The 15633-nt window shown below is 50.5% G+C and carries 11 protein-coding genes and 1 riboswitch; of the genes, 2 read left to right on the top strand and 9 right to left on the bottom strand.

The annotated features are described in order from the left end of the window. Positions 1-3: 3 nt before the first annotated feature. Together HMPREF9448_RS00985 and HMPREF9448_RS00980 are read left to right on the top strand one after the other, a co-directional pair. Complete coding sequence (locus HMPREF9448_RS00985) at positions 4-2271, top strand: hypothetical protein (protein WP_004293590.1); 2268 nt, start codon at positions 4-6, stop codon at positions 2269-2271. Between the two features lie 6 nt (positions 2272-2277). Further along, complete coding sequence (locus HMPREF9448_RS00980) at positions 2278-3588, top strand: hypothetical protein (protein ID WP_008860782.1); 1311 nt, start codon at positions 2278-2280, stop codon at positions 3586-3588. A gap of 85 nt (positions 3589-3673) precedes the next feature. Here the strand turns inward: HMPREF9448_RS00980 and HMPREF9448_RS00975 are convergent, their stop codons facing one another. The 9 genes from HMPREF9448_RS00975 to HMPREF9448_RS00935 all read right to left on the bottom strand — a co-directional run bounded on the left by HMPREF9448_RS00975 (position 3674) and on the right by HMPREF9448_RS00935 (position 15223). After that, a complete protein-coding gene (locus HMPREF9448_RS00975) occupies positions 3674-4438 on the bottom strand; it encodes an ABC transporter ATP-binding protein (protein ID WP_004293588.1) in 765 nt (254 codons plus the stop codon). Then, on the bottom strand, positions 4435-5415 hold the full coding sequence (locus HMPREF9448_RS00970) for a FecCD family ABC transporter permease (RefSeq protein ID WP_004293587.1): 981 nt from the start codon (positions 5413-5415) through the stop codon (positions 4435-4437). Before HMPREF9448_RS00970 ends, HMPREF9448_RS00975 begins: the two co-directional genes overlap by 4 nt. Next, a complete protein-coding gene (locus HMPREF9448_RS00965; RefSeq protein WP_004293586.1) occupies positions 5416-6555 on the bottom strand; it encodes an ABC transporter substrate-binding protein in 1140 nt (379 codons plus the stop codon). A gap of 24 nt (positions 6556-6579) precedes the next feature. Further along, positions 6580-8637, bottom strand: a complete 2058-nt coding sequence (locus tag HMPREF9448_RS00960; RefSeq protein WP_004293585.1) for a TonB-dependent receptor — start codon at positions 8635-8637, stop codon at positions 6580-6582. Further along, entirely contained in the window at positions 8634-9131 is a 498-nt protein-coding gene (locus HMPREF9448_RS00955; RefSeq protein WP_004303978.1) for a transposase, read from the bottom strand. Before HMPREF9448_RS00955 ends, HMPREF9448_RS00960 begins: the two co-directional genes overlap by 4 nt. Beyond that, a complete protein-coding gene (locus HMPREF9448_RS00950; protein WP_004293583.1) occupies positions 9131-10201 on the bottom strand; it encodes a glutaminyl-peptide cyclotransferase in 1071 nt (356 codons plus the stop codon). Before HMPREF9448_RS00950 ends, HMPREF9448_RS00955 begins: the two co-directional genes overlap by 1 nt. Before the next feature lie 71 nt (positions 10202-10272). Then, positions 10273-12399 (bottom strand): receptor L domain-containing protein, encoded by a 2127-nt coding sequence (locus HMPREF9448_RS00945; RefSeq protein WP_004303979.1) that lies wholly within the window; start codon positions 12397-12399, stop codon positions 10273-10275. Between the two features lies 1 nt (position 12400). After that, positions 12401-14209 carry a PKD-like domain-containing protein gene (locus tag HMPREF9448_RS00940; protein WP_004293581.1) on the bottom strand — a complete coding sequence of 603 codons (1809 nt, stop codon included), beginning with the start codon at positions 14207-14209 and terminating at the stop codon, positions 12401-12403. Between the two features lie 54 nt (positions 14210-14263). Further along, positions 14264-15223 (bottom strand): DUF4465 domain-containing protein, encoded by a 960-nt coding sequence (locus tag HMPREF9448_RS00935; protein ID WP_004293580.1) that lies wholly within the window; start codon positions 15221-15223, stop codon positions 14264-14266. Positions 15224-15380: 157 nt separating this feature from the next. Beyond that, positions 15381-15568, bottom strand: a riboswitch (cobalamin riboswitch). Positions 15569-15633 lie beyond the last annotated feature (65 nt).

The raw sequence follows: 15633 nt of genomic DNA, 5'->3' as shown, positions 1-15633 counted from the left end.
TCCATGTCCGTATTCCGTTATCCGACATACAAGATCCGTATTGCCCCCGACTCGCAGAAGACACAGGGACTGCAAGCCGGGGATATCATCCGCAGGCAATATGCCGAACGGGAGCGTACCGTCTATTCGCTGATGTGCGTGACAGAAACCGGAACGGAGCTTGTCGGAGACAAGGACGCCCCTTATTTCATCGGGGCATTGCTGGACGGGGACGAACCGCAGGGCGGTGAACTGCTGGACTTCGTGCGGATTACCAACCTGTTCGATACGGCACGTAGCGGCGCCTTGTACCTGACGGCTTCTGACAGCGATTCACCCTATATGGATGTCATCGACGGCATGGCGACCGAACGCTCCCTGTGCTATCCCGTCATGGACGGAGGCATGGCGGGAGTGCCGGACAAGTCCAGGTACGCCGTTTATGGCAGCATGCTGCAAACGGAATATCTGGATGCCGATTCGGAAGCGACACGCATTGTCCGCATTATCCGCAACGCGGAACCGGCAGGAAACGCTTCCTTCGGGCTGATGCTGACATTGGAAGAACCGGTCGGATACCCGGAGCGCCTGCTGGTATCGTTCAAGGTCAGGTCTTCCAAAACATCAGGTTCCGTACCGATCCGATTCGGCTATACGAACCGTGAAAAGACGGATGCGGAAGATGAAATCTCCATCGGCCGGGAATGGAAGTACAAGTTATGGGTCATCACCGTGGATTACCCGGCACAGTACAGCCGGAGCCTGTTTCTTGACCTGACATCAAGCCTGGCCTCCGAGGGGGACTGGTGCGAGGTCGCCGACCTGAACATTGTTCGTCTTGCCTCCGTATCCGCTTTCAGCGAGGCGAGCAAGGCCCGTGTGGGAAAGGTCAGCGGCATCATCGATCCGGTCTTCGGCATGTTGGATGGTTACGGGGCCTATTTCCAGAATCTCTATGCCACACGCAATGTCAATATAGCCGGCACGCTTACCGCGGGAGACGAGAACGGTTTTTCAAGCACGTTTTATGTGGGCAAAATCCACAAGAATGTCATACCCGACAGCCTGTCCTGCCGGTTCAGCCATTCGGAAGAGCTGGATGAAACATCTCCCGCCGGACTCGGGCGGTGTGTACGGATAGCCGGAGACAGTCTTCTTGGTGCGCAAAGTGCCGCCTGGCGGGAGGCTCATACAGGAGTCTGTTATTGTTTCTCAGTCTGGATAAAAGCGGAAGATACGGCAGCCATCCGGTTCTATCAGGATGAACATCTTGTCGGTGATCGGACGGTGGCTGCCGGTAAAGGATGGGTCCGTTATAATGTCCCGTTCCTCATACGCGGGTCAGATTCCCCCGTCATGTGTCTCGGCATTGCCGCTTCCGTCCCCCTGTCGTTGTCCGCCCCTCAATTGGAGGCCGGAAGGAACGTGACCCCCTATCAGGCGACCGATGAAGCCTTGTCCTACACGGACGATTACGGTGCCTGGTTCAATAAGGGAGGTATCGGGGGTACCATACAGAATCCCCTGTTGCGGCTGAACGAAGACGGCTCGATCGTTTCACGGGACGGTTCTTTCGTCATCCATCCGGACGGGACGGGCCATTTCGCCTCGGGACGGTTCAAGTGGGGCAAGGATACCATCGAACTGCGCGATGTGACCATCCGCTGGGAAGACCTCGATGAGGAGGCGCAGGAACTGCTCAAGCCCCGTTCCGTCTCCCTGACAGGCGGCACGGCGTTCCATTTCAAGGACGAGCTTTCAGGCGCATGCGAGCCGGAGAATATCCCGCTTGTGGCGACCGAATACAATTTCGAGCCGGAAAGTCGGCAGTGGGAATACCTTGCCGTTGACGGCATATGGAAAGATGCCGGATGCAATGCCGCCGTATTTGAAATGACACCCCCGTTTCATGGCTGGGAAGGGCGCGACGTGCTGACCCTCCGCTACACGGCAACATACCGTAATGAAAAAATCAGTGCGACCCATACCTTTTTCAAACTTTACGACGGATCTCCCTCCTATACTGTTTATGTGGAGTCTGAAAACGGCACGACATTCCGCAACGGAATCGTCTCGACGGTACTCCGTGCCAGGGTGTACAGGGGCGGTGAAGAGATTACATCGCTCATTCCCGACGGCAATTTCCGCTGGATACGGACGAGCCGCGATACGGAGAGTGACAGGATATGGAACGCCGCACCGCGTTACGGCAGGGAGATAGAGATAACCGGCGGGGACGTGTGGCGCAAGGCCGTTTTCGATTGCGAAGTGGAAATAACAAATAACCGATAATCTATTATGGCAGTAAAAGTAGCCCGCGGGCAGGTCACCATCATCGACCAGAACGACGCGGTATCGTTGCAGGCATTCATCGGCTCCTCGCAGCCCCTGACACAGGTGTACAACAGAGACAACAATGCCTATGCCCCTTCGTGGGCGGCTTCTCCCTATCTGGTACTTACCCCTTCGCTCTTCGTCAGCGGTCAGGCGGCGACCGACCAGATCACCTCGGTAGGCAATGCCGCGACGCTTACGGCAGGCGTGAAGAGCGGCTCGGCCAAGTGGTACAAGAACGGTACGGCGATCGTCTCCGGACAGGACAGCTGCACCATCGGCGCGGCATCGGCCAAGTATGCCCTTACCGTCAAAGCCAACCACATGACCGTTTCCGCTCCGCAAGTGCGTTATACTTTCGAGGCGGTTTACATCGACGCCAACGGGCTGGAGATTCCGTTCCGGGCGGAGATTCAGTTCACGCAGCACCTGAACGCCGGAGCGATGATCGCCGCCGTGGCGTATGCACCCGACGGCATCGTATTCAAGAACGACGAGGTGGCGACGCTCAGGGCGCATTGCGACCTGTGGCGCGGAGCCTCTATCGACACGACGAACGTCACCTACGCGTGGGGCATCAAGGATTCGGCGGTATTCGCGGGCACGACACTGACAGCTGCCGCGGCAGCCGGAGCCACGACCATAACGGTCGCTTCGGTAATGAACATGGAGGCGGGAGGCAGGATAACCATAGGATCGGCACAGTACACCATTTCGGCAGTCAACGCCTCCACGAAGGTCGTGACGCTGACCTCCGCACTGAGTGCCGCAGCCGCATCGGGAGCCGCCGTTTCGTGTCCCTACTACAACTCCATGCTGGGTGCCGGCTGGGCATGCCTTACCTCGACCAATCCTCGGGGCGTGACGGCAGGCTGGACGACAAACGAAATCACGATTACGGCAGATGCCGTTCTCAACTTCGAGACCTTCAAGTGCGCCATCAAGGATACGGACACCTCGGCGGGCAACGCCTCGGCGAACAAGGTCGTCTGCGACATCATCTCCTTCACGGATATGTCCGACCCCATCACGGTTGATCTGGTCAGCCAGAAGGGGTTCACCATCAAGAACAACGGCAATGACGTGGATGCCAAAGCCGTGTTATACAGGGGCGGTGAGGAAATCGACACGGGCGGGACAGCTTATACCTATACATGGAAACTGTGGAACTCTGCCGGGACTTCCGTCGTGAAGACCTACACGGGAAAATCCATCACGGTCTCGAAAGCCGATGTGGCGGGGAAAGGCGTGCTGATGTGCGAGGTATCGAAATAAACGACATGTCTTACAACGAATACGAGGGTGCCAAATACTTTTTGGGACACCCTCATTGCGTCTGACGTGTTTCCCGACAGGAAAGTCAGTCTCTTGGCATGGATTTCACGATCCCGCTCACGGGGTCGAATTGTACGGCGGCATTGTTGAACAGCCGCTCGATATGCCCGCTGCGGATCATTTCGGAGGTCGGCAGACAGTGAAGGACGGGCGTATCGATAAGGGCTATTCTGTCACTCAGCGAGAGGGCTATATCCAGTTCGTGAGTGGAGAACAGAATGCATTTGCCCTCAGCATGCGCTAACCGTGCGAGCAGGGAACACAATTCGTAACGGTTGGGCATGTCAAGAAACGAGGTCGGCTCGTCCAACAGGATGACGGGCGTTTCCTGAGCCAGAGCACGGGCTATCATAATGCGCTGGCATTCACCGTCCGACATCTTATCCATCGTGCGGCCGGCATACGCCTCCATTCCGACCGAAGAGAGCGACCGCATGACGATTTCCCTATCTTGAGGCTGCATGCGGCCGATCCAGTTGGTGTAAGGGGCGCGGCCGATAGCCACGACATCCTCGCACCGCAGGTTGGCGATGCGTGTGCGCTCGGTCGTGACAAATGCCAGTTGCCTTGCCTTCTCCGGAGTTCTCATGTTTGCGATACAATGTCCGTCGAGCAGGATTTTACCGCAATAATTATGATTCAGTCCGGCTATGGCACGGAGAAGTGTAGATTTCCCCGTGCCGTTCCTGCCAATAAGGGCAGTCAGCTGTCCTCTTTTGAAAGAGGCATCGACCTTATCGAGAAGCCTCTTCTCTGCGTAGCCTATGGAAAAATCGCACAGTTCTATCATACCGTCATCGATTTATTGCGTAAAACCACCCATACGACTATCGGGATTCCCAGCAGTGCGGTAATGGCATTTACGGGCAAAGTGAACATTTTGGAAACGATATCGCAAAGAAGCAATACCGCCGCCCCCGAGAGAAGGGTTCCCGGCAGGAGCACGCGGTGGTCGGCCTCGCGGAAGAGCATCCGCGCGACGTGAGGCATGGCAAGACCGATGAAGCCGATCGGGCCGCAGAAAGCCGTTACCGTGCCGGCCAGCAGCGTCGTCGAGAGAAACAGCAGACCGCGCGAACGGCGGATATTCAGTCCCATCGTTACGGCATATTCCTCGCCGAAGAGCAGGAGGTTGAGCGGTTTGATCGTCCATACGGCCAGCAGCAACCCGACGATGACCGACGGAAGGAGGATGGCGAGCTGCGGCACCGTCACGTCGCCGAGCGACCCCATCGTCCAGATGACGAACGCCTTTAACGCCTCCTCTTTGCTCAGATATTGCAATATCTGCACGACAGCGCTCACGCCTGACGAGAACATCATACCCAAAATCAATATCACCATAATGTCCTTTATGCGGTGTCCGACGGCAGCGATTACGAGCAGCACGACGGCCGCACCCAGCCAAGCCGCTCCGGCGATGCCTATCGACGAGCCGACGCCTGCCAGCACCACGAGCGCCACGCCGAGGCTTGCACCCGAGCTGATGCCCAGCACGTAGGGGCCGGCCAGCGGATTGCGGAACAATGTCTGCATCTGCAAGCCGCTGACCGATAGCGCCGCCCCGGCCAGCAGAGCCACAACCGCCTTTATCAGCCGTATGTTCAGTACGATTTTCGCCGTAGTCCGCGGGCAGTCGCCGCCCGTCAGGGCCGCCCATACGTCGCCGACGGGAATGCGAACCGCGCCCACAGCCAAATCCAACAGGAAGAGGCCGACCGTAAGCACGGACAACGCGGTGAACAGGATGACGGGGCGTGAACGCATCTATTTCAGTTGTTTGTAGTATACGAAATCTTCTTCGACCAACTCGGGGTGGAATATCTTCACGAGGTCGCGCAGAAGAAGGTCGGGATTCACGACGGCCGATTCGTAGTAGTCGTTGCCTCCGGCGGCATTGGTGCGGGCGTTGTTGTTATAGACATAGCCGTTTCGGACGCAGCGGGTATCGGCGAACTTCGGGCAGGCGGCTTTCAGTTCGTCGAGTGTGTTCGCCATGCCGACGTTCAGCCACATATCGGCCTCCGAAGCGAGCAGGTATGCCTCCTCCAAGTCGATAGGCGTCGAAGAGTTGCCCGTGTTCTTCTTGTAGATGTAGTCGCCTCCGGCGTCGGTAATCAGCCGCACGGCATAGTTTTCCGTCGAGGGCATGAACCACGAATCGCCGTAGGGCGTATTGAGCATGACCGACGGGGCATCGAGAACGGCACCGGACACTTTCTGTTTCAGCGCATTGTATCGGATCGGAATATCCGCGAATACCTTTTCGCCCTTCGCGCGTTTCCCGACGACCTCCGAAAGCGCCACCAGCCATTCGGCTTTGCCCAGCGGAGATTCTTCGAGATAATCGCCGACATACATGAACGGGATGCCGAGCTCCTTGAGTTTGCTCTCCATCGCACTGGCCCCGTTCACGCCGAAAAGCAGCACAAGGTCAGGGTCGAGCGACAACAGAAGTTCATAATTGATATTTCCCTCGTAACCCACGTCGCCGATGCTGTCGCGGCGTGCCTGAATGTCGGGATTGGAGATATAGTCGAGTCCCGAAACGCCGACCACACGTGCCGTCTCGCCGATGGCGTCGAGCATGGCGATATGGGTCGAGGACATCGCCACGATGCGCTGCGCATCCCCTTCGAGGACCTGCCCGTCGAAACCCTCGGGAACGGGTTCCCCGTTACGGGAGATGAACAACCGGGTGGTGACGCTATCCGCGCCCTGCCACGGATTCATGACGGAAACCAGCACGCTCTGTCTGCCGTCTGCTCTTTCAATCTTGAATCCCGAGGCATATTCGGGAGCGTAAAGCTGTTTGTTGAAATCGGCAAGTTGGGAACTCTTGCCACGACAGCCTGCAAATGCCAGCGCAAGCAGCACCATCAGGCTCAAATTCTTTAATACTTTCATATCATTACCTTATTTACGTTTACATTATTTTCTGCTTTTCCCGAATTTCGGGGTGATGCCGATGAAGAACTCGAAGTTGATGCCGGGCATAGGACGCGACAGCACCGAGAGATAGTCCTCGTTGAACAGGTTATTGACGGCAAGTTTCAACTGTACATCCAGCGGTTTGAACGACAGCATTTTCTCCAGTGAGATATTGCTCATGAAATACCGGGGCAGGTGGCCTGTCAGCGTGTAATCGTTGCTCGACATGGTGAAACGTTCCGAGTAGTAAGCCCACTTGTAGAGGAACGCCCACGTCCGCCATGACAGCCGTCCTGTCAGCGAGGCGGAGTGCTCCGGCACGTAAGGCAGTTGTTTTCCCACCGACTGGTCGGCGGGCGACATCTTTTCGCCCTCGTTGATGGAGGGGGTCCACGAATAGGAACCGTTCAGGTCTATCAGCCAGTCCTTTGCCGGCTGCACGGCAAGGTTGGCCTTCACTTCGACACCGTAGGCATGGACTTTCTTCACGTTGCGCGGCGAGAAGAACCCCTTGGTCGTCGGCAGCCAGATGATCCAGTCGTCGATGTAGGAGTCGAACCAGCTTGCGCTGCCGCCCAGTTTATATACCCCCTTTTTGCCGACATCGAAACTCACTCCGGCGTCATAGCTGAAGCCGTGTTCGTTTTTAAGGTCGGGGTTGCCGCCCGGCAGAAAGTAGAGGTCGTTCAAAGTCGGAAAACGATAGTTGCGCGATACGGAGGCTTTCACCATCACGTTCCCTTTGCGCGAAATCAGTCCGTCGATGAAGAATGCCGGGATGAGCGGAGCCCATTTGTCGCCCGACATCTCCTCGCGCAAGACCAGCGACAAGCCCAACGGCTCGACAGGCTGCCATTTGGCCGATACAGAACCGGAGAGCTCGACACGCCCCTTGTCATATCCGACGACGGCTTTGTTGCCATCCTGAAGGATGATGTTCTTGTCTTCGCTGCGCACGAGATGCTGGTACACGGATACGTTCGAGGTGAAGAACCATTTCCTGCCGGGCGAGTATTCCGCTTCCGCCTGTCCGTAGAACGTGTTTATCTTGCTCCGCGAACGGGTCATGGAGGCCCAGTTGTCCGGCGCCACCTCACGACGGTAGTCGTAGGCCATCCACGTATGGATATAACCGCCTTTCACGCCGACTTTCCATTTCTCTTTGATATGGTCCCATGACAGGACACCACGAAACGTCTGCTCCCGCTGGCGGTTCTCGAAGGCGGTCTCATCGCCGTAATCGGTCGTGAGCATCGGCAGTTCCCGGTTGGAGTTGATATACCATGCGTTCAACCCGAAACGGTCGCCTTTCAGGGTGTTGTAATATACCTCCTGCAACAGGTGCAGGTCCTTGAACGAACCCGATCGGTTGCGTTCCTTGGGATGATACTGTCCGATGATGTTCTTCTCCTCGTCGTAGATATTTATCTTCTTGTCGTGGTTGGTGTACTTGTAATCGTTGGGCGACGACGAATAGACCGCGCGGGTCGAGACCTGCCATCGGTCGCTGCCGTAGGTGAAGCGGGCGAACTCGTCGAACGTGCGGAACGACCCGATGCCCTGCACGTATTGGGCATGGAAGCCCTCGCCGACCTGCGGCGTAGTACCGAGTTTGACAAGTCCGCCGAGTCCGCCGCCCGTTTCATTCACCGACGACGTGCCATGAAGCAGCGAGGCCTGATCTATGAAGTAGGACGGTATGGTGGAAAAGTCGGTCATACCCAGCATGGGATTGTTGATGCGCATGCCGTTCCACGTCACCTGCGTGTGGCTGGGCGACGTGCCGCGGAAAGCAACGGTGGAGAGCGTGGCGCGTCCGTAACTCTTGACGAACACGGACGAATTGAACGTCAGAATGTCGGCCATCGATAAGGCAATGTTCTCTTTCAGTGCGAGCGAGTCGAACTTCGTCTTCTGCACGCCGATTTCTTTCATCGGGCGTTTGCCCCACACCGTGACCTCGTCTATCTGGTGGATGCGTCGTGTGATTCCCTGCGCGGACAATACGGACGGACAGACGAGCAGTAGCGAGAAAAGTATGTATTTCGTATAAATCATTTGATTCCGTTTTTAGGGTGGGTATTCGCGGAAAAATGTACCGTGGAGGATGCCGGCACGGACGTTTGATGCGGGTCGAACCCATTCTCTTCAAGCAGTTGTCCGTATTCTTCCTCGAACGAGATCTCCTGATGGATTGTATGCTGCTCCTCGATGTGCCGTCTGAGCCGGTGAAGGTCGCTGAACGACACGCTGAACGAGTCGAATCCGGCAGCCCAACCGGAGAAGTCGGCATATTCCGGGGTTTTCTGGTATACCGTTCCCGTGGCGCCTTTCACCTTGTTCACGATCTTGCTGAAATCCCCGGAATTCGGAATCTCGACAAGTACATGCACGTGGTTGAGAAAGGCATTGGCGGCATGTACGCGGCAACCTTTCCCTGTAAAAATCCGTGTCATCCGCTCGAGCATCAATCCTTTTCCCGTTGTCGGAATCGTCATCTTGCGTCCTTTGGTAACGAAGATGAGATGGTATAGGTGTCGTATCCTGCCCATCACTTCCAACAAAATGCGCCGGGGATTATCCCGACATAGAATTCATCGATCAGTTCACCTTCGGACGAGTAGCGGTAGACAATGCCCTGCTGCTGGTAGTCGATGGCATCGGCCACGTAGACATCGCCACGCACGGGGTCGACGGTCAGGCCGTAATAAATCGTACCGCTGTATTCGAGGAACGGGCGCACGGGAACACGTTCCGCATCCACGTCCATCGACCATATGTCCTTGTTGATCCAGTAGAGCTTGTCGCCCGTACCGTTGAGCTGCACCTCCGAAGGCCAGTCGCCCATCTTGAACTTGAACTGCTTCTCTACGGTGAACGTCTCGGCATCGATGCGGTAGAGAGACGGGGCTTCGTAGCCGTAGGGCGAACCCTCGTACCCACCGTCGGTGATCGTCCACATCTTGTGGTTCTTGTCCATTACCAGCGAGGTGGGCTGGATGCCGACTTTCAGTTCTTCTACCACCTGATCCGTTTCGGTATCGATCTTGATGATGCGGTTTTGGTACGACCAGCAGTTGCAATAGACATATTTGCCATACTGCACCATCTGCTCCGTGGAGCCGCTTTCCATCGTCATGTCCGGCACCTGGATGTAACCGGTGATTTCATATTTCTTGGGGTTGATGATGAAGATGCGGTTGTCCCACAATTGGGTGACATAGGCTTTCTCGTCGCTGAGGAAATGGATATAGCGCGGCGAAGTCAGGTTCGTGATACGGCCCACCTCTTTGAACGTATTGAGGTCGATGGCGAAAATCACGTGGGAATTGTTCACCACGACCCAGCCCTTATTGTCGTGGATGCACATCGATTGCGCCACGTCGCCCAGCTTCATGCCGTTGGCACGGAAGAACACTTCATTCTGCACCTGTTGGGTTTCGGGGTCGTAGTACGACAACGTGGCATTGCCGTACTGGAAGTTGCCCTCGTTGGTGATGAACAACCCGGCTCCGGTAGCGTTGAAATCTTCCACCGCATCTCCGTAGTCCCACTCCATGCAGCCCGCCAGCAACAGCGGCAACCCGCATAGAAGAATGATATGTCGTATCAGATGTTTCATTGGCTTGTTATAAACGGGAAAGAGTACCGGTCTTTCGGCCAGTACCCTGTTCCCTTGTAAAATAATGGGTGTTACTGCTGGGTATAGCGACCGGCTTGCATATCCTCGTAGGTGGGGTTATAACCGCAATTGGTTACAAGCCAGTCTTCTTTCTTGATTTGCTCTTCTTCTACAAAAGATTTGAAGAACGTATAATCAACAAACCGTGTCAACCGGATAAATCGAACTCCTGAGAGTTTTGTTAAAGTTGGCATATTGAAAGTCGTAAGCGATGCTGCATTTGCAGCACAAAGTGTTCCATCAATGGCCTGCAATTTGGGGCATGAAATAGTTTTTACGGCACGAACAGTCATACCAACACCCCCGACATGTTCCAATGACGGAAATGTAAAATCTTTATTTGATGCCATAAAATCTAAAGAACCATATAAAATATTATTAATCACCCCTTCTTTGATATATTGAGGATTGCTTGAACAACCGACTGACTTTAAATTCGTAAAATCATAATCATAGTTAGAAACAGCGTTCAGATTACCGATAATACATAACTGACCTCCGACAATTTCCAATTTCGGGAACGAGATATTGTTTGCCATTGTAGTTTCGATGCTTAAATATCCATCTACACTTACCAAGTTAGGGGCTGAAACGCCTTTTTTTGAACCTCTTATAATTTCCATATTCCCGTAAACTCGTTCAAATTGGAATACAGGATCTGTTGTCATATTGCTAGAATACTTAAAATTCTTAATACTCTTAAAATTCAATTCTGGATCTATTCCAACACTTGAACCGGTAATACCGCTCGGAGCTAGAAACATGCTAACTTGCGACATATCCTCTTTTGTGATAATTTTTGAGAATATAGTCCCGTCTGTAATAGAAATTAAAGGTTCGTTATCCTCAAAAGGTACAAAATTTACTTTGCTCAAATCTAAAATTCGATCAGAACACTCCAATAAACGCAGCAAGGTCAGTCCTCCGAGTTGTTCTAATTTACTCCAATCCGGCAATTTTTTCAAGACTTGGAATTTAGATATTGTCAATGTGCCTTTAACAATCGACAAGTTAGACAGTCCATCTATTTCTTGTAATTTATTATTTCCCGTAGATGTAAAAGCATCGGACGCAATATAACTGGAAACGAGATTAAGGTCGCCGTTTACTACCGATAATTCCGGCAATGAAAGGGTCTCCAACGGAATCGGTATAGAAGCAAAATCCACACTTCCAACTTCTTGTAATTTCGGAAATTCCAAAGAAATCATTTTGCCTAAATTATTAACCCCTAAGCGACCGTTTACTTTTGTCAATTCAGGAATTCTCAAAGATGTGATTTCTCCTCCTGGTTCTCCGTCACTTGTCAGACACTGGAGATCAAAATCCTTTACGACAGTGGTTAATTTAGGGAATTCAAAACTTTGTAGAGATGAAGTCCTGAATATTATATTTCCATCAATCGTTTCAAGGTTGTCGAATTGCACATATGCTACTTGATTGTTGCAGACAACGATGTCGCCAGTAATATGCTGCAAAGATCTCATACTGACCATCTGCAATTTACTGTTGGTCGCAAAGGCAGTTTCAGTTCCTATTTGCAAACCTCCAATTGAAGTGATATTATCAAGTCCCGTAAGATCTTGTCCAACATAACTTTTCCGAATGATGATGTTTCCTTCGACTTCCTTCAATATTTTTAATGCGGCGATATCCGACAATTCTTCTGCATCCTCAGCATCCGACCCGATAATCAAATCACCTTTGATAACCGTTACGTCCGTATCAATGAAAGCCGTAACATCCGCTGTTGTCTTCAATTCCACATCCCCTTCATAGCGAATCTCGTCTTTAATGACTTTATATGTATAATCATTCGCTTCTCCATTGTAAGAGGTTACACGAAACGTTCGTTCCGTATCCCAGTCAGTAATGCTTGCCGGATCGGGAATAATTGTTGCCGAGGATGTGTATTTGAATTCGACTTGAGCATTATTTAACGAAACAGTATATGGAACTGTTATGGTAATTATATTGTCAATTATTTCCGCTGTATAGGATTGACTTGCCACAGTCATCACGACTGATGTGATAAAATTGTCATCGGCATCAGCAGGACTTTCTGGAGTCTGATTATCTTCTGAACATGATAAAAAAAGAAATGGGGCAATGAATAGTAAAAGCCAAAACTGTCTCATATTATTGATTATTAGTTATTGATAAGTCTTCAAATGAAAATACTTCTGTGGATATCTCTCCAAGCCAACCACTTTTCGATAATACTCCACACTGAACTTTGATAAAGTCTATATATTGCAATTTTACTGGAGTCCCGTCATGATATATTGCATTGGCTATTTTGAATCCGTTGCGCTGACCGCTACCATCAATGACATTTCCTCCTACCAGATTATCTGAACCCATATTATCCACATACCCCCACTCATAAGCGTTATTCGCCCAATATCCTGTAACGGGATCTTGATTGTTGCGAGGAGTCAGACGCGTCCCATATAATGTATAGCTATCTTCTTTAATCCAATTGGGATAATAATATTCTTGGCCATGGTATGCATTCATATCGACAGAACCTGAATTACCTTCACTATCTACCCACGGAGTATGTGCTCTGGGTGCAGGTCTATAGTAAGTTACTTCGTAGTCTTGTATTGTACCATCGATGCCGGTTTCAGATCCTTTTAATTCATACCATTCATCGTCTGGCTGGCCATTGCCATTTATATCTTGCATTACCCAAACAATGCCCGGCTCATTTGAGCCACCGCTCGAACTGTTAAAAGCATTTCCTTGTATTGCAAAATCGTATTCTCGGCCACTCGGAGCAATACTATGGTCAAAACCGATGATGATATAACCACCGAAAGATCCCAGTGAAACATGCGCTTTTTTGTTCAATCGTTTCGTTGCATACTCTATGGCTTGTTGGGGCGTCGTTTCATTTCCTATAAATCCGGTATTTTGGGATAACTCATTAATAAACTGTCCGGGAGCAGGAATGAATTCATAAACCTTATCCCAAATACCTGAACTTGTCGCTGTCGCTTGCCGATAGCGTTCTTGTTCCGTTTTTTCTTCACAAATAACCTTAACTGTCGTTGTAATTGAAGTATTACTACGTGTTATGTTACGTGAAAGTGGCTGTGTGTTGGGCATTTTTTCTGTAACAGTAACAGCAACGAAATATTCTCCAGGAGTCGTCGGCGTGAATTTAAAAACCCTGTCGGTAGCGGCTTCCATAATTTTTCCATTGACCTGCCATTGATACTGTGGATAATCGAAATATTCCAGCAAAGGCCGCAAATATACAGGACGCCCTGCAAAAGTATAACGATCCGTAGAAGTTTGTGTATAGGATGGTGTCGGAAACCGTACGGAATAAGGCATTGTTTCCACAACTTCTACGTCGAAATCACGGATTGTTTCTCCGTCTATATTGGATGCCCGGATTGTTATCGAATATGTACCGAGTTCTTTTTCGTGAAACGTATATGCTTTTTCTGTTCCGACGATTTCTCCATCGCGTACCCATTCAATTCTAAAATTTTCAAGATCGTCATGTTGAATATCTGGAGATAAAATATAATCCGTGTTTTGAGGCACTTTTAATCCTTTAGAGGGGATTATGATTGAAATTGTAGGTGGAGTTAACTCCAATACTTCTACTTTTAACTCTTCTTCCGCATAACCCTCTGGTGTATCAACTCGCAATTTGATATATAGATGTTGTTCCTGATTCCATGTATACTTCAATATTGATTCAGATGAAAGAAGTTTTCCATCTACTGTCCATGCATAAAGTGCATTATTCGCATATTTATATGTCGGGGCAATTGTCAGTTCACGCCCAACTTTGATAGTGTAAATGCCAGTCTCACTATCGAGTTCAATTATAGGAGCTTGTTTTATTTCTTCAGTAATTACATCGTTCTTATTACAGCTTGTAATAAAAAACAAAAGTACAAGAATACTAAATATGAAAGCCTTCATAATAAAAAAGGCATATGAACTGAAATCAGTTCTATGCCAAACTATATTAAATTGTTATTCTATTGTAACGTCGTCTATACAAAGATACGCCGGAGTATTGAGTCCATATATAGGATCGACATCAGATCCTTCAAAATTGAATTTTACACTTTGCACATCCGCTACATTAATATCCCAATATGTCCATGTAGTTACGGGGGACACTGTTGGTTTATCATATCGGTAGTCGGCCAACAATTTCGATACAGTGGTGATCAAATTTCCATCTACGTCATAACATTCGATGTTGACTTGGAAATATCCTATATTGTTGCCGTCAGAATCTTTCAGATTACTCAACGGTGTTGCAACACCCGATGTTCCGAACTGATTACCATTTATAATCACACCATAGGTATATGCTGTGTTACAATACCATAAACCCTTGAATTTGCGAGGGGAGTCAAAATAGAATTCAGGTTTGGCCATCCACTCCGTATTTCCGAAATCAGAGTAGCCGTATACAACAGCAAAATTGGAACCGCTGTGACCTGCCCCTGTATTGGCCCCATCTGTGGATGCTGTATTATAGACACTACATTGATTCTCCCAAGTATACCACCAATTAGTTCCAGAAGTCTTGCCGGCAGCAGAATCAGAACGATAATTGTATTTCGACAACGCAATGGCACCACTGGAAAATTCAGTATACGCTCCATAAGAATTGGTTACAGTATTCATGTCGGAGACAAACACAAAATCGGGATCGTATATTTCCCTGATTTGGTTCTCTGCAGTATATCCATAAAGCGTGTAGTAGTTCTCTGCTTTAGGCGAAACCGCCATGAATGTTTCATCGAAGTCATCGAATGTAATGGTTGTAGTGCCATCATCATTAAAGTTGGCTCGGGTTTCGGGAGTTACTGAATCAGTTTGAGGATTCATCAAAAAGTCATCGTCTGAATTACAGCCGGTGAACAGGGCGGTTGCCGTCAACAGGAAAGCTCCCGCCAGAAAGCGTAAATTTCTTTTCATAGCTTACTTGTTTTTTAATAAAACATATTTTTAACAAACACAAAAAATCCCGTTCGCGCAGGTTTACACGAACGGGATTATGTTTGTCTTCAAATATGAGAATGACTCCTACGGCATTCCGTATCTGATCGCAACCCGATTTTCTCCCGCGGGTGTAAATCCTTTTCCGGTCATGGCAGGTCTTCTGACTCGTCCCAGTCGTCGCGCCTTCCCAGCATTACACCAGTGGCAGGTTGCGGCAACCTTGAGGGGACTTACAGCAGCGGGTACTGTCCCGGATTCTCACCGGATTCCCTTTTCATCCGTGGCGGCGAACCGCCCGGAACCATTTCCAATTACAAAAATACAAATATTTTTTATAATAATATCATTTACACGAAAAAAAATCCGCAACCTGCCGGAATCATTCC

The organism is Barnesiella intestinihominis YIT 11860, from assembly GCF_000296465.1.
Classification (GTDB): Bacteria; Bacteroidota; Bacteroidia; order Bacteroidales; family Barnesiellaceae; genus Barnesiella; species Barnesiella intestinihominis.
The sequence above is the reverse complement of the archived record's forward strand: the minus strand, read 5'-3'. Positions and strand labels throughout refer to the sequence as shown.

Excerpts from the sequence above, each read along its gene's own strand:
- HMPREF9448_RS00985 (WP_004293590.1), top strand. The coding sequence starts at position 4 with ATGTCCGTATTCCGTTATCCGACATACAAGATCCGTATTGCCCCCGAC.
- HMPREF9448_RS00980 (WP_008860782.1), top strand. The coding sequence starts at position 2,278 with ATGGCAGTAAAAGTAGCCCGCGGGCAGGTCACCATCATCGACCAGAAC.
- HMPREF9448_RS00970 (WP_004293587.1), bottom strand. The coding sequence starts at position 5,415 with ATGCGTTCACGCCCCGTCATCCTGTTCACCGCGTTGTCCGTGCTTACG.
- HMPREF9448_RS00960 (WP_004293585.1), bottom strand. The coding sequence starts at position 8,637 with ATGATTTATACGAAATACATACTTTTCTCGCTACTGCTCGTCTGTCCG.
- HMPREF9448_RS00950 (WP_004293583.1), bottom strand. The coding sequence starts at position 10,201 with ATGAAACATCTGATACGACATATCATTCTTCTATGCGGGTTGCCGCTG.
- HMPREF9448_RS00955 (WP_004303978.1), bottom strand. The coding sequence starts at position 9,131 with ATGGGCAGGATACGACACCTATACCATCTCATCTTCGTTACCAAAGGA.
- HMPREF9448_RS00945 (WP_004303979.1), bottom strand. The coding sequence starts at position 12,399 with ATGAGACAGTTTTGGCTTTTACTATTCATTGCCCCATTTCTTTTTTTA.
- HMPREF9448_RS00935 (WP_004293580.1), bottom strand. The coding sequence starts at position 15,223 with ATGAAAAGAAATTTACGCTTTCTGGCGGGAGCTTTCCTGTTGACGGCA.
- HMPREF9448_RS00975 (WP_004293588.1), bottom strand. The coding sequence starts at position 4,438 with ATGATAGAACTGTGCGATTTTTCCATAGGCTACGCAGAGAAGAGGCTT.
- HMPREF9448_RS00965 (WP_004293586.1), bottom strand. The coding sequence starts at position 6,555 with ATGAAAGTATTAAAGAATTTGAGCCTGATGGTGCTGCTTGCGCTGGCA.
- HMPREF9448_RS00940 (WP_004293581.1), bottom strand. The coding sequence starts at position 14,209 with ATGAAGGCTTTCATATTTAGTATTCTTGTACTTTTGTTTTTTATTACA.